Annotated in this window: 13 protein-coding genes and 1 rRNA gene; 1 reads left to right on the forward strand and 13 read right to left on the reverse strand. The window is 75.4% G+C overall.

The features are described 5' to 3' along the window. Positions 1-22: 22 nt before the first annotated feature. The 9 genes from murJ to ACTMS2_RS20300 all read right to left on the reverse strand — a co-directional run bounded on the left by murJ (position 23) and on the right by ACTMS2_RS20300 (position 9,686). Positions 23-1,726 carry a murein biosynthesis integral membrane protein MurJ gene (murJ, locus tag ACTMS2_RS20260; RefSeq protein WP_441176813.1) on the reverse strand — a complete coding sequence of 568 codons (1,704 nt, stop codon included), beginning with the start codon at positions 1,724-1,726 and terminating at the stop codon, positions 23-25. Between the two features lies 1 nt (position 1,727). Next, positions 1,728-2,594, reverse strand: a complete 867-nt coding sequence (locus ACTMS2_RS20265) for a hypothetical protein (RefSeq protein ID WP_441176814.1) — start codon at positions 2,592-2,594, stop codon at positions 1,728-1,730. 61 nt (positions 2,595-2,655) lie between these two features. Continuing rightward, positions 2,656-3,597 carry a copper transporter gene (locus tag ACTMS2_RS20270; protein WP_441176815.1) on the reverse strand — a complete coding sequence of 314 codons (942 nt, stop codon included), beginning with the start codon at positions 3,595-3,597 and terminating at the stop codon, positions 2,656-2,658. A gap of 27 nt (positions 3,598-3,624) precedes the next feature. Continuing rightward, positions 3,625-4,803 carry a putative cytokinetic ring protein SteA gene (gene steA, locus ACTMS2_RS20275; protein ID WP_089003555.1) on the reverse strand — a complete coding sequence of 393 codons (1,179 nt, stop codon included), beginning with the start codon at positions 4,801-4,803 and terminating at the stop codon, positions 3,625-3,627. Between the two features lie 118 nt (positions 4,804-4,921). Beyond that, positions 4,922-6,679 carry a DNA repair protein RecN gene (recN, locus tag ACTMS2_RS20280; RefSeq protein ID WP_441176816.1) on the reverse strand — a complete coding sequence of 586 codons (1,758 nt, stop codon included), beginning with the start codon at positions 6,677-6,679 and terminating at the stop codon, positions 4,922-4,924. Positions 6,680-6,924: 245 nt separating this feature from the next. After that, positions 6,925-7,809: an NAD kinase gene (locus ACTMS2_RS20285; protein ID WP_089000908.1), complete on the reverse strand. Its 885-nt coding sequence runs from the start codon at positions 7,807-7,809 to the stop codon at positions 6,925-6,927. A gap of 67 nt (positions 7,810-7,876) precedes the next feature. Continuing rightward, positions 7,877-8,737, reverse strand: a complete 861-nt coding sequence (locus ACTMS2_RS20290; protein WP_441176817.1) for a TlyA family RNA methyltransferase — start codon at positions 8,735-8,737, stop codon at positions 7,877-7,879. A gap of 21 nt (positions 8,738-8,758) precedes the next feature. Continuing rightward, positions 8,759-9,055, reverse strand: a complete 297-nt coding sequence (locus ACTMS2_RS20295; RefSeq protein WP_441176818.1) for a hypothetical protein — start codon at positions 9,053-9,055, stop codon at positions 8,759-8,761. A gap of 28 nt (positions 9,056-9,083) precedes the next feature. Beyond that, entirely contained in the window at positions 9,084-9,686 is a 603-nt protein-coding gene (locus ACTMS2_RS20300; RefSeq protein WP_441176819.1) for a hypothetical protein, read from the reverse strand. Positions 9,687-9,798: 112 nt separating this feature from the next. Between ACTMS2_RS20300 and ACTMS2_RS20305 the strand changes: the two genes are divergently transcribed. Then, complete coding sequence (locus ACTMS2_RS20305) at positions 9,799-10,137, forward strand: SCP2 sterol-binding domain-containing protein (protein ID WP_089003556.1); 339 nt, start codon at positions 9,799-9,801, stop codon at positions 10,135-10,137. A 33-nt stretch (positions 10,138-10,170) separates the two neighbouring features. On the opposite strand, the gene ACTMS2_RS20310 is transcribed toward ACTMS2_RS20305, so the two are convergent. The 4 genes from ACTMS2_RS20310 to rrf all read right to left on the reverse strand — a co-directional run. Further along, positions 10,171-11,187 carry an HAD-IIA family hydrolase gene (locus tag ACTMS2_RS20310; protein WP_441176820.1) on the reverse strand — a complete coding sequence of 339 codons (1,017 nt, stop codon included), beginning with the start codon at positions 11,185-11,187 and terminating at the stop codon, positions 10,171-10,173. Continuing rightward, positions 11,184-12,056, reverse strand: coding sequence for a tetratricopeptide repeat protein (locus ACTMS2_RS20315; protein WP_441176825.1), 873 nt, complete (start codon positions 12,054-12,056; stop codon positions 11,184-11,186). Before ACTMS2_RS20315 ends, ACTMS2_RS20310 begins: the two co-directional genes overlap by 4 nt. Continuing rightward, positions 12,035-13,543, reverse strand: a complete 1,509-nt coding sequence (locus tag ACTMS2_RS20320) for a hypothetical protein (RefSeq protein WP_441176827.1) — start codon at positions 13,541-13,543, stop codon at positions 12,035-12,037. Before ACTMS2_RS20320 ends, ACTMS2_RS20315 begins: the two co-directional genes overlap by 22 nt. 360 nt (positions 13,544-13,903) lie before the next feature. After that, positions 13,904-13,978: ribosomal RNA gene (rrf, locus tag ACTMS2_RS20325) — 5S ribosomal RNA — on the reverse strand; the annotation flags it as partial.

A 13,978-nucleotide genomic window follows, 5' to 3' on the forward strand; every position in this document is an offset into this window, starting at 1 on the left:
CGGTCACCCGTCCTGCACCCGCTCACCGGGACACCGTCTCCTTCCCGTCACCCCGTTCCGGGGGGATGTCGCCCTCGCCCGTTCCCTCGGCGGGGGCCGCCGGCCCGCGCCGGCCCGCCCTGCCCAGTCGCCGGAGCACCCCGGCGAGCAGCGGCGTCACGTCCCGCCGGTCGGCCAGCCAGACGACGGCGAGGAACACGACACCGACCAGGACTCCGGACAGCATGCCCTGCACGAGTGCGCCCGGTGTCGTCGGGGTGCCGCCGCCGGCCGCGTCGAGCCAGCGCGCCAGGGCCGTCCCGGCGAGCGCGGCCAGGGTGCCGGCGAGCAGTCCGGCGGCGCCGGCACGGGCGGCGCCGGCGAGCGCGGGAGGCCCGGCAGCGCGGCGTACCGCGACGAGGAGCAGCCCGCCGAGAAGCACCATCCCGACCGAGTTGGCCAGGGCGACCGCGAGCACCCGGTCCCGCAGCGGCAGCACCGCGCCCAGCAGCAGGGCGGTGGCGGGTACCGCCAGGAAGCCGGCGGCGATGGCGACGGTCGCAGCCCGGGTCTCCCCCCGGGCGTAGAGGGCCCGGCTCAGCAGCGCGTAGAGCCCGTAGCCGAGCAGGCCCGGCGCGAACCCGGCGATCGCCGCGGCGGCCGAGGCCGCCGGGCCCGGCGCGAAGAAGAGGTGGCCGACGGGGCCGGCCGTCCCGACCAGCGCGGCGGCGCCCAGGCAGCTGAACAGCAGCACGCCACGCACGGCCGGCGCCAGGGTCGCCCGGTAGCCGTCCTCGTCGCCTGCCGCGCGGGCCGCCGCCAGCGTCGGGTACGCGGCGACCGCCAGCGGCACCGCGAGCACCGCCCAGGGCAGCAGGTACAGCGTCTGGGCCAGTTGGTAGACGCCCGGGTTGGCCGCCGCCCCGTAGGTGACCTGGTTGAGGCTCACCATCAGGGCGACCTGCTGGGCGGTGACGGCCACCGCGCCGGCCGCCACCAGCCCGCCCACCCGGGCGCGGGCGTCGGCCGGGAAGCCGAACCCGGGTCGAACCCGCAGCCTCAGCCGGCGGACGGGAACCAGCAGCGACAGGGAGAGCACGACGACGCCCAGCGTGGTGCCGGCGGAGAGCAGCAGTTCCCCGCCCGGGCTCACGCCGGCGACCGTGGCCAGCGGCCCTTCGGCGGCGGTGAAGCCCAGGTAGACCACGATGACGGTGAGGCTGGACAGCAGCGGCGCCACCACCGGCCAGGCGAACCGCCGGTGCGCCTGGAGCACCCCGGTCAGCACGATGCCCACCCCGTACAGCGGCAGTTGGGGGGCGAAGACCCGCAGCATCCGCTCGCCGCTGGCCTGCTGGGCGGCGGTCAGTCCATCGCCCAGCAGCGCGACCGCCGGCCCGGCGAGCAGCGCCACCAGCACGGCGAGGGGCACCAGGAGGCTCACCGTCCAGGTGAGCAGCGCGCCGGTGGTGCGGGCCACCGCCGCCCGGTCGCCCGCCGCGACGGGCCCGGCGAGCAGTGGTACGACCAGGCTCGCCAGCGCCCCGCCGGCGACGATCTCGAAGATGAAGTTCGGCACCGCGTTCGCCACCACGTAGGTGCCGCCGAGGTCAGTCGGCGCCAACGTCCAGGTGAAGACGGCGGTGCGGCCGAAGCCGGCGAGCCGGCTGAGGACGGTGAGGACGGCGATGAGCGCGGCCGCTCCGGCGACGCGGCCGGCGCCGGCGAGGGGTGCCGGGGTCGTCACGTCAGTCGGCGCGTCGACCCAGTGCGTCGAGCTCGCGCAGCCCCGGGGTGCGCTGGATGACCTGGGTGAAGCTCACCTTCTCGCTGGCCGCGGTGAGGCCGGCCAGCACGGCCAGCAGCCCGGCCCGCCCGACGGGCCCGGTACGCGCGGCCAGCGCCACGCCGAGCAGCGCGCCGAGGGCGTTCGCGCCGCTGTCGCCGAGCATCACGTCCTCGCCGAGGTCGGCGGGGAGCAGCCCGGCGGCGGCGCCGACGGCACCGGCGGCGATCCCGCCGTGCGGGCCCCCGGCCAGCGGGGCGCCGAGCAGGAGACCGGACTTCAGCGCCCGGCCGGGACGCAGGTCGAGCAGGTTGAGCAGGTTCGCGGTGCCGGCGACGACACCGGCGCCCAGCAGCACGTCGACGCCCCGGCCCAGCGCGCCCTGCCGCTGGCGGCGCCGGTGCCCGGCGACCCGGGGATCGGCGGCGAGCAGCGCGGCGGCGCCGAGGCCGGCGGCCCCCACCCCGACGACCTTGACCATTCCCGCGGTGACCCGGCCCTCGCGCAGCGCGGCCAGGTGCCCGGCGAAGCCCTTGGCCGCCTTCTGTTCGGGCCGCGCCCCGACCACGTCGTCGTAGAGCCCGACCGCCCCGGCGCCCACCCCGGCGACCAGGGCGGCGGCACCCGAGGGGCCGCTGGAGGCGCCGAACGCGCCCGCCGCGGCGGCACCTGCGGCGAGCGCGGGGCCGGCGGCCAGGCTCACCGTGCGGCCGCGGAAGTTGGTGCGATCCAGCGCTGGCCCGGCCGGCGAGGTGCGCACCTCGCGCAGCGCGTACCGGGCGGCGGCGGCGCCCGCGCCGGCGATCAGCAGTCGACCGAGCAGACTCACGCCTCTCCCTCCCGCCGTACGTCGGCGAGGCTGGATCCGGACAACGGAATACGTCGTTGCGTCACTGGGGCAGTCTAGGCAGCAGGGACGGCGCGTTGTCGCCGACGCCGTACTGCCCGGCCTTCTTCTCGGTGACCTGCTGCACCAGCGCGAGTGCGGTGACCAGCTGGCCCTGGACGGTGTTGGCGTTGTCGACGGTGGAGATGGTCTGCACCAGCACGGGATCGTTGCGCACGGCGGCCACCAGGTTTCCGCCGGCCGAGCCGTTGCCGCCCACGACGAGCGTCCCGGCCTGGTCGAACTGCTCGGCGACCTTCAGCACCGACTCGTCCTTCTTCGCCGAGTCCTTGTCCACGTACGGCTGCCCGCTGACCAGGACGACGGCCTCCGCCGGCGCGGTGACCGGCTTCTCGGTGGTCAGGTAGTTGGCGTTGATGTAGGCGGCGAGCACCGCCCGCCGGTCGGCCTCGGTGACGGGGGTGGCGCCGGCCGCCCGGTCGAGCAGGACGCTGGCCAGCAGGGCCGTCGAGGTCTCCACCCCGTGCCCGTTGCCCGGCAGCCCGGCCGTCGGCGCGCTGGTGGGGCGCGCGGCGGTGACCGCCAGCTCCAGCAGGTTGTTGTTGTTGTCCGGGTTGATGAACTTGTCCTGAAGGTCGATGCGGCCGGTGACCTGGGCCCCGGCGAGCTGGAGCATCTTGAGCACGCCCTCGGTGTGGTCGCGCCCGGTGGGCAGGCCGACCACCACGACCCGCTTGCCGGTCAGCGTGCCCGGCAGGACGACCTCCGCGATCTGGGCCGCGAAGTCCTCCTCGAGCTCGAGCTCCTTCTCCATGCTCTGGACCGCCTGGCGCATCTGCTGGTTGTCCTTGCGCAGCGCGTTGACATTCTCCTTGAGCGAGTCGGCCACCGGGCCGTTCAGGGCGGCGGTGCCGACCACCAGACCGATCGCCAACGCGAGGAAGACGGCGGTCAGGGACACCACGTGGTACCGGAAGTTGATCACACCTGTCGCCTCTTGATCGGTGGGACGCTAGAAAAGCTGTTCGAGCTGGAACACGAAATTGTTCCACCACTCGGAGACCACGCCCAAATACGCCTTGCCGACGGTCGAGACCGCCACCGCCGACGCCATCGCCGCGATCGCGGAGAGCACCAGCAGCAGCAGCGACGACCCGGAGATGCTCTGCCGGTAGAGCCGGCTCACCCCCTTGGCGTCGACCAGCTTGCCGCCGACCTTGAGCCGGGTCAGGAACGTGGAGGCCATCCCGCCGCGACCCTTGTCGAGGAACTCGACAAGCGTGGCGTGGGTGCCGACGGCGACCAGCAGCGAGGCGCCCTTCTCGTCGGCCAGCAGCATGGCCAGGTCCTCGCTCGTCGCCGCCGCGGGGAAGGTCACCGCGGGGACGCCGAGGCCGTTGACCCGGGCCAGACCGGGCGCCCGGCCGTCCGGGTAGGCGTGCACGATCACCTCGGCGCCGCAGCGCAGCACGTCGTCGGTGACCGAGTCCATGTCGCCGATGATCATGTCCGGCGTGTAGCCGGCCTCCACCAGTGCGTCGGCGCCGCCGTCGACACCGATCAGGACCGGCTTGAACTCGCGGATGTAGGGGCGCAGCACGTCCAGGTCGGCCTTGTAGTCGTAGCCGCGCACCACGATCAGGCAGTGCCGCCCCTGCATCTCCGTCTGGATCTCGGGCACGCCGACGCCGTCGAGGAGCAGGTCGCGCTCCTGGCGGAGGTAGTCCATCGTGTTGGCGGCGAACGCCTCCAACTGCACCGAGAGCCCCTCGCGGGCGTCGGCCATCGACTTGGCCACCGTCTCGGCGTCCTGGAGGCTGCCGTGCGCCACCGGCTCGTCGCCGACGAAAACGGTGTTGCCCTCGATCCGGACGGTGTCGCCCTCGCGGATCCGCTCGAAGACCCCCTCGCCCAGGTCGTCCAGGAGGGGGATGCCGGCGGCGACGAGCACCTCCGGCCCCAGGTTGGGGTAGCGGCCGGAGACCGACGGCTTCGCGTTGAGCACCGCGCCGACACCGACGGCGACGAGCGAGTCGGCGGCGACCCGGTCGAGGTCGACGTGGTCGATGACCGCGATGTCACCGGGGCGGAGCCGGCCGACCAGGCGTTTTGTCCGGCGGTCGAGGCGCGCGGTGCCGAGGATCCTGCCCGGTTCCGCGTTCCGGGTCCGGCGCAACGTGGGTAGACGCATCGTGACCATCCTGGCATGTGAGGCAGGCAAATCTGTCGCGACATGCCTGAGCAGGGCCGCCTACCCAGGGAAGCACACTAACGCCCAGGCCGGTGTGCCTGTGCTCACAATCGCCGGCTCACGGGCGCCTTTCGCGGGCCGCCACGGCGAGAAGTTCCTCGGCGTGCGCGATACCCAGGTCGGAGTCGGGCAAACCCGCGAGCATGCGGGCGAGTTCCCGGGCGCGCTCGGTGTCCTCCACCACCCGGACCCCGCTCGTGGTCACCGCCCCGCCCGTGTCCTTCGCCACCACCAGGTGCCGGTCGGCGAAGGCGGCCACCTGCGGCAGGTGGGTGACGACGAGGACCTGGTGGCTGCGGGCCAGCCGGGCCAGCCGCCGGCCGATCTCCACGGCGGCCTGGCCGCCGACCCCGGCGTCGACCTCGTCGAAGACCAGCGTGGGCGGCCCGCCCGAGCCGGCGAAGACCACCTCGATGGCGAGCATCACCCGGGACAGCTCACCGCCGGAGGCGCCGCGCTGCAACGGCAGCGAGGGCGCGCCCGGGTGGGCCAGCAGGCGCAGCTCGACCTCGTCGCCGCCGTCCGGGCCGACGCCGACCTCGGTGCCGTTGACCGCGAGGGTCGGCTCGGTGCGGCCGGCCGCGCGGGGCAGCACCGCCACCTCGATCCTCGCGTGCGGCATGGCCAGCCCGGCCAGCTCGACGGTGACCTGCTCGGCGAAACGGGTCGCCGCCTCCTGCCGCGACGTCGACACCCGGCCGGCCAGGTCGGCCACCTCGCCGGCCAGCCGGGAGGCCTCCCGGTCCAGCTCCTCCAGCAGGTCGTCGGAGGTGTCCAGGTCGGACAGCCGGGTGCGGGCGTGCTCGGCCCAGGCGATCACCCCGTCGACGTCGTCGGCGTACTTGCGGGTGAGCGCGCGCAGCGCCGCCCGCCGCTCGTAGACGGTCTGCAACCGGGCCGGGTCGGCGTCGAGCGCCGCGAGGTAGGTCGACAGCTCGGCGGAGACGTCCGTGACGAGCGTCGCCGCCTCCTCCAGCCGCGCCGCCAGCTCGCCCAGGGCCGGGTCCGTGCCGGCCTGCGCCTCGAGGGTGCGGCGGGCGGTGCCGAGCAGCGCCGCCGCGTCCGGGGTCTCGTCGGTCGCCTCCACGCCGCCGGCCACGCACTGGTGGGCCACCTGCGCCGCGGTGCGCAGCCCTTCGGCGTGCTCCAGCCGCTGCGCCTCCGCCTTCAGTTCGTCGTCCTCGCCCGGCTGCGGGTCGACCCGGGTGATCTCGTCGAGGCCGAGCCGCAGCAGGTCGGCCTCCTGGTTGCGCTCGCGGGCGTTGCGCCGCCGGTCGGTCAGGTCGTCGACCACCGCGCGCCAGCGGGCGTACGCCTCGCGCAGCGCGTCGAGCAGCTTCTCGTGCTCCGGGCCGGCGAAGCGGTCCAGCGCGGCGCGCTGCTCGGCCGGCCGCAGCAGCCGCAGCTGGTCGGACTGGCCGTGCACGGCCACCGCCTGCTCGCCCACCTCGCCGAGCATCGATACCGGCATGCTCCGCCCGCCCAGGTGCGCCCGGGAGCGGCCCTCCACGGTGACGGTGCGGCTCAGCAGCACCGAGCCGTCCTCGTCGGGCTCGCCGCCCGCGTCGGTGATCCGCGCGTGCACGGTGGCGGCGACGCGACCCTCGAGCCGCAGTCGGCCCTCCACCACCGCCCGGCCCGGCTGGGCGCGCACCCGGCCGGCGTCGGCGCGCCCGCCGAAGAGCAGGCCGAGGCCGGTGACCACCATGGTCTTGCCCGCCCCGGTCTCGCCGGTGATGACGTTCATGCCGCCGGTCAGCGGCAGCGTGGTGTCCTCGATGACGCCCAGTCCGGTGATGCGCAGCTCTTCCAGCACAGCAACCGACAGTAGACGCGGCCCCCGACACTTGACCAGCCGGCGTGGGCGCGCCGGAGCGTCCGCCCGCCGACACCACGCGCAGCCGGCCCGAGGGCTGCCGACGTGGCACCGGCCCGACCCGCGCGGGCGACCCGGGCGCGTCGGGGCGGCACCCGTCCGGGCGGCGGCGAGGGCGATCCGGGCCGGCCGCCTCACCGCGCCAGCCCTGCCCGCTTACCGCGCCCGCCCTGCCCGGCCCACGGTCAGCGACGGTTGCCGCGCCAGCCCTGCACGGGCAGGTCGAACTTCGCCACCAGCCGGTCGGTGAACGGACGGTCCCGCAGCCGCACGACGCGCACCGGCAACGCGCCGCGGCGCACCGTGACCCGCGCCCCCGGCGGCAGGTCGTAGACCCGCCGGCCGTCGCAGGACAGCACCGCGAGGGTGGTGAACGGGTCGACGGTGATGGCGAACGTGGACGTGGGCGCGGTGACCAGCGGGCGGCTGAACAGCGCGTGCGCGCTGATCGGCACCAGCAGCAGGGCCTCCACCTCCGGCCAGACCACCGGCCCGCCGCCGGAGAACGCGTACGCCGTCGACCCGGTGGGGGTCGCGCAGACCACCCCGTCGCAGCCGTACCGGGACAGGGGGCGGCCGTCGACGTCGACGAGCAGCTCCAGCATCTGGGCGCGCTCGCCCTTCTCGACGCTGATCTCGTTGAGCGCCCAGGACTCGATGGTCGGGCCGCCGTCGAACTCGGCGGTCACGTCGAGGGTGAGCCGCTCGTCGACGGTGTAGTTGCGCTCGACGACGTCGCGTACCGCGCTGTCCAGGTCGTCGATCTCGGCCTCGGCGAGGAAGCCGACCTTGCCCAGGTTGATGCCGATCAGCGGCACCTTCGCCGGGCGGGCCAGCTCCGCCGCGCGCAGGAAGGTGCCGTCCCCGCCGAGCGCGAAGACGATCTCGGCGCCCTCGGCCGCCTCCGGGCCGGTCACCGGGACCACGCCTGGCAGGTCGAGGTCGTCGGCCTCCTCGGCCACGACCCGCACCTCGAAGCCGGCCGAGATCAGGTCGGCGGCCACGGCACGGGCGTGCTCGGTGCTGCGCCGGCGACCGGTGTGCGTCACCAGCAGCGCCGTGCGGCTCACCGGGACGGCCGTCCCGTCGCGCCCGCGCTGCGCCCGCGCGGCCCGCCCGCGGGGCTCGCCAGCTCACTCACCCGGCCACCTCCTCCGTCGCCGCGTCCGGCCGGTCGCCGGAGCGCACCGGGCCACCCGGCCCGGCGGTCACCACCGCGCGCACCCGCTCCGGGTCGGCCGGCGGTGCGTCCCGGCGTAACCATACGAAGAACTCGACGTTGCCGCTCGGCCCCGGCAGCGGGCTCGCGGCCACGTCGGCCAGGCCCAGGTCGAGCCGGGCCGCCGCGGCGGCCACGTCGAGCACGGCCTCCGCCCGCAGCAGCGGGTCACGGACCACCCCGCCGGCGCCCACCCGCTCCTTGCCGACCTCGAACTGCGGCTTGACCATCAGCGCCAGGTCGCCGTCGGGCCGGGTGCAGCCGGCCAGCGCCGGCAGCACCAGCCGCAGCGAGATGAACGACAGGTCGGCGACCGTGAGGTCGACCGGCCCGTCGATGGCCTCCGGCGTCAGCGTACGGACGTTGGTGCGCTCGAAGACCCGCACGCGGGGGTCGTTGCGCAGCGGCCAGGCAAGCTGCCCGTAGCCGACGTCGACCGCGATCACCTCCGCCGCGTCGGCGCGCAGCAGCACGTCGGTGAAGCCGCCGGTGGAGGCGCCCGCGTCCAGGCACCGCCGGCCGGCCACCGTCAGCCCGCCCGGCGCGAACGCGGCCAGGGCGCCGGCCAGCTTGTGCCCGCCCCGGGAGACGTACTCCGAGCCGGGGTCCTCGCCGGTGACCAGGAGCGCGTCGGCGGGGTCGACCATCGCGGCGGGCTTGCGGGCCGGCACGCCGCGCAGTTGGACCCGGCCGGCCTCCACCAGCGCCGCGGCCTGTTCCCGGGACCGGGCCAGGCCGCGGCGGACGAGTTCGGCGTCCAGCCGGTTACGACGTGCCATGCGTGGTTCTTCTCCGGTCGGTCAGGACTGGTCGATGGTGGCGAGGGTTTCCCGCAGCGTCTCGTACGCCGCCTCGTACTGCGCGATCTGGTCGGCCGGGGCGAGCGTCGCGGCGTTGGCCATCGCCCGGACGGCGGCGTCCACGGCGGGGTGGCGGTCGTCGCCGGGGTCCTCGACGGGCTCCGGCGGCGGGCCGGGGCGCGGGCCCGGCCGGGTGCCGGGCGGCGGCCCGGGACGGAAGGAGCCGGGCCCGGGGCCGGCACCCGGCGGACCGGGGCGGGCACCGGGCGGCGGACCGGGCCGGAAGGGGCCGCTCACGACCCGCTCCCGACCGGGGCCGGGCGCGTCACGCCTCGTCCTGCGGCGGTCGTTTGCGGGCCGGCGCCTTCTTCGCCGGGCGGACCGGCTCCGCGGCGTCCTCGGTGGGGGCGAGGGCCGACGGCGCCCGCTTGGCCAGCGCCTTCTTGGCGACGGCCTTCTTGGCCAGCGCCTTCTTCGCCACGGTCGGCCTGGCGACCGGGGCGGGGGTCGCCGAGGTGGGTACGGCCGGCTCGGCGGCCCCCGGGGCGGCCGACGACGTGGCGACGGACCCCGGACCCGCCGGCTCCGGGACGCCGACGGGGAGCGGCGTCGGGGCGCCGGGGGTCGCCTTGGCGTCGCGGAGCTGACGCTCCAGCTCGTGCACCCGGCGGGTCAGCTCGGCGACCTCGTCGGCGGTGGCGAGCCCCACCGCGCCGAGGGCCCGGTCCACCTCGAAGCGGACCAGCTTGGTCAGCGCCTCACGGTTGGCCGCGCCGGTGGAGACCAGCTCCTCGGCGAGGGTCTGCAACTGGGCGGCGGTCGCCCCGCCCGAGCCGACGACCCGGCGAACCGCGTCCTGGGCCTTCTTCCGGGGCGCCTCCGTGAGGCCCATGGCCAGCTCGAGGTAGGCGCGCCACGCGTCCTGCATGCCTGATTCCTTCCCGGGGCGGGGGTGTGCAGGTGCCACGCTACCGGGCACCCCGCGACGGCCCGTGCGGTACGGTGCCGGGGACGGCGTGGCGAGCGGTGAGGGGGCGGTCGTGGCCAGCGTGGACGAATGCCGGCAGGCGTTGCGGGATCTGGCGGCGCGGCTGGACCGCAACGCGGAGACGGTGCGGGAGAAGGTCGACTTCGACCGGACGCTGGCCTGCCGCGTCACCGACCTGGAGACCGCCTTTCACGGCCGGCTCTCCGGCGGTCGCCTGGTCGACCTGGCCGACGGCGACGATCCGAAGGCCAAGATCGCGCTGAGCACCGGCAGCGACGACCTGCTCGCGCTGGTCCGCGGCGAGCTCGACATCACCCGCGCGGTCACGTCCCGACGGGTGTCGATCAAGGCGAACCCGCTCGACCTGATGAAGCTGCGCAAGCTGCTCTGACCGGTCGCCGGACCGGAAGCGGCCGACGGACGGTCAGTCGGCCAGACCGAGTTCGGCCAGCGCCTTCTCCGCCTCGGCCGACCCGGGACGGACCCGCGCCGCCCGTCCCGACCAGGCGGCCCCGCAGAGCGCCGCCAGGGCGTCCAGCGGGCGGCCCGCCCCGGACAGCTCCAGCGTGTCGTCGCGCGGCGCCACCGACCAGCCACCGGCGTCCGCCCGGCCCGGGACCCGCACGACGGCGGCCGGGTCGAAGAGCCCCGCCAGGTCCATCGAGACGTACGTGGGCCTGCGGTGCGACGGGGCGGCGAGCAGCTCGGCCGCGTCGCTCACGCCGGTGAGCACGAGCAGGCTGTCCAGGCCGGCCCGCCGGGCGCCCTCGATGTCGGTGTCCAGCCGGTCGCCGACCAGCAGCGTCCGGCCCTGCCCGGCGCGGCGGGCCGCCGTGGTGAACAGGGCCGGCTCGGGCTTGCCGACGATCACGTCGGGGTCCCGGCCGAGCGCCGTACGCAGCACGGCGACCAGGGAACCGTTGCCCGGCAGTGGCCCCCGGCCGCTGGGCAGCGTCGGGTCGGCGTTGGTGGCGACCCAGGTCGCACCGCCGCGTACGGCCACCGAAGCCTCGGCCAGATCAGCCCAGCAGACCTGCGGGCCGAACCCCTGCACCACCGCGAGCGGTGACTCGTCGGCCCGGGACACCGGGGTGAGCCCCACCGCGCGCAGCTCCGCCCGCAGCGCCTCCGTGCCGACGACCAGCACGGCGGCGCCGGCCGGCAGCCGGTCACGGAGCAGCTCGGCGGCGGCCGCCGCGGAGGTGAGCACCTCCTCGGGCCGGGCGGGCACGCCCATCCCGGTGAGCAGGTCGGCCACCTCGCTGGAGCGGCGCGAGGCGTTGTTGGTCGCGTACGCCACCGACCGGCCCTCGGCGTGCAGCCGGCCGACCGCCTCGACCGCGCCGGGGACCGGCCGGTCGATCAGGTAGATCACGCCATCCAGGTCGAAGACGACCAGGGCGTACCCGTCAACCAGCCGTTCCCCGGCACCCGTCGTCATCGCTGCGCGGCGTCCGACCCGCCGGAGGCGGTGGCCTCGCCGCCGCCGGCGCGGGCACCGCTGTCGTCGCCGGTCGACCCGGCGGCGACGGAGCCCGCCTCGTCGTCGGTCAACTCGTCGTCGGACAGGTCGTCCGCCGGCACCGTCGCGACCGCGGCCTCGGCCTGCTCGTCGTCCTCGTCGTCCGCGTCGTCGTCCTCGTCGTCCGTCGGCTCCGCGTCACCGGTGAGGTCGGCGTCCGGTCGGGCCGGCACCGCACCCGGGGCACCGGGGCCGGAGGCGACCTCCTCGTCCTCCTCGTCGCCCTCGATCACCACGCCGTCGAGTTCCAGCAGCCGCTCGGCGGCGTCGGTCTCGCCCTCGGCGTCGACGTCGGCCGCCCGGGAGAACCACTCGCGGGCCTCCTCGCGACGGCTCACCGCGAGCAGGGCGTCGGCGTACGCGTACCGCAGGCGCGCCGTCCACGGCTCGGCCGTCTCGCTCGTCAGCTCGGGAACCTGGAGCATGGCCACGGCGGCGTCCTTCTGACCCAGGTCACCGCGCGCCCCGGCCGCCACGATCAGCAGCTCGGTCGCCACGGCCTGGTCCAGCTTCTCCCGGTCCGCGCCACGGAACAGGTCGATCGCCCGCTCCGGCCGGCCCAGCGCCCGCTCGCAGTCCGCGAGCACCGCCAGGTGGCTCTGCAACCCGCTCATCCGGTGGTACGTGCGCAGCTCCGCGATCGCGGTCTGCCACTCCCCCGCGTGGTACGCGGCCAGGCCGACCGCCTCACGCACGGCGGCGATCCGGGACGCCAGCCGACGGGCCGCCAGCGCGTGCGCCAGCGCCTCGGCGGGGTCCTCGTCGATCAACTGGCCCGTAGCCACCAGGTGCCGGGCGACCGTCTCGGCGACCGGCTTCGCCAGCGAGAGCAGCTCGGCCCGGACGTCCTTGTCGAGGTCGGTCGCGACGATCTCGTCGGGCAGCGCGGGGGCCGCCGTACGCTCCCCCTCCGCCTCCGGACGCTCCCGGCGCTCGTCGCGACGGTCTCCGCCCCGGAAGCCGCCCTCACGGTCGCCACCACGGAAGCCGCCCTCACGACGGTCACCCTGGCGATCGCCGCCCCGGTAGCCGCCTTCACGGTCACCGCCACGGTAGCCGCCCTGCCTGTCGCCGCTCCGGTAGCCGCCCGGACGGTCACCGCCCTCACGACGGTCACCGCCACGGAAACCACCATCACGGTCACCACCGCGGAAGCCGCCCTCGCGACGCTCGCCGCCCCGGAACCCGCCCTCACGGTCGCCACCACGGAAACCGCCCGGACGGTCGCCGCCCTCACGACGGTCACCCTGGCGATCGCCGCCCCGGTAGCCGCCTTCACGGTCACCGCCACGGAAGCCACCCTCACGCGGCGGACCCGAACGGAAGCCACCCTCACGACGGTCACCACCGCGGAAGCCACCCGGACGATCGCCACCCTCACGACGATCGCCGTCGCGGTCTCCACCGCGGTAGCCGCCCTCACGACGATCGCCGCCACGGAAGCCACCATCGCGGTCACCGCCACGGAAGCCACCCTCACGCGGCGGACCCGAACGGAAGCCACCCTCACGGTCGCCGCCACGGAACCCGCTCGGACGGTCACCGCCCTCACGACGGTCACCACCGCGGAAACCACCATCACGATCGCCGCCACGGAACCCGCTCGGACGGTCACCGCCCTCACGACGGTCACCGCCACGGAAACCACCCTCACGCGGCGGACCCGAACGGAAACCACCCTCACGACGCTCGCCACCGCGGAAGCCACCATCACGGTCACCACCACGGAAACCACCCGGACGATCGCCGCCCTCACGACGATCGCCGCCACGGAAACCGCCATCGCGGTCACCACCACGGAAACCGCCCTCACGACGGTCCCCACCACGGAAGCCGCCCTCACGCGGCGGACCCGAACGGAAGCCACCCTCACGGTCACCGCCACGGGAACCACCCTCGCGACGGTCACCGCCACGGAAACCGCCGTCGCGGTCACCACCACGGAAACCACCCTGGCGGTCGCCGCCCTCACGACGGTCACCGCCACGGAAACCACCCTCACGCGGCGGACCCGAACGGAAACCACCCTCACGACGGTCACCACCGCGGAAGCCACCATCACGGTCACCACCACGGAAACCACCCGGACGATCGCCGCCCTCACGACGGTCACCGCCACGGAAACCGCCGTCGCGGTCACCACCACGGAATCCACCCTGGCGGTCGCCGCCCTCACGACGGTCACCACCACGGAAGCCGCCGGAGCGCTCGTCACCCTCACGACGGAAGCCGCCTTCGCGGCGGTCACCGCCACGGAAACCTTCGCGGTCACCACCGCGGAACCCGCCCTGGCGATCGCCGGCGTCGCGACGAGGGGCGCCACCACCGCGGGAGTCGCCGTCACGCGGACCGGACCGGAAGCCGCCCTCGCGGCGGTCGCCACCACGGGAGTCGCCGTCACGACGGTTGCCGCCGGCGTACCCGCCGCGCTGGCCACCCCGGTCCTCCCGGTACGGGGGCCGGTCGTCGCGGCGCGGTGCTCCGTCGCGCCCACCCGAACGGTCTTCGTAGCGACGGGGACGATCTCCGCCCTGCGGTCCTGAACTCACAGGTACATCCTTCCTCATTGCGTCACCCACGACGCTAACGCAGTCGAGGGCCGACCCGGATGGGGCGGCCCTCGACTGGAAAAGTTGTCCGGCGGTGTCCTACTCTCCCACACCCTCCCGAGTGCAGTACCATCGGCGCTGGAGGGCTTAGCTTCCGGGTT

It is taken from the genome of Micromonospora sp. SD12 (genome assembly GCF_052068495.1).
GTDB lineage: Bacteria > Actinomycetota > Actinomycetes > Mycobacteriales > Micromonosporaceae > Micromonospora > Micromonospora echinofusca.

What these genes read in the sequence shown, in the direction of transcription:
- steA (WP_089003555.1), bottom strand. Translation starts at nt 4,803, where the DNA reads ATGCGTCTACCCACGTTGCGCCGGACCCGGAACGCGGAACCGGGCAGG.
- ACTMS2_RS20290 (WP_441176817.1), bottom strand. Translation starts at nt 8,737, where the DNA reads ATGGCACGTCGTAACCGGCTGGACGCCGAACTCGTCCGCCGCGGCCTG.
- ACTMS2_RS20300 (WP_441176819.1), bottom strand. Translation starts at nt 9,686, where the DNA reads ATGCAGGACGCGTGGCGCGCCTACCTCGAGCTGGCCATGGGCCTCACG.
- ACTMS2_RS20310 (WP_441176820.1), bottom strand. Translation starts at nt 11,187, where the DNA reads ATGACGACGGGTGCCGGGGAACGGCTGGTTGACGGGTACGCCCTGGTC.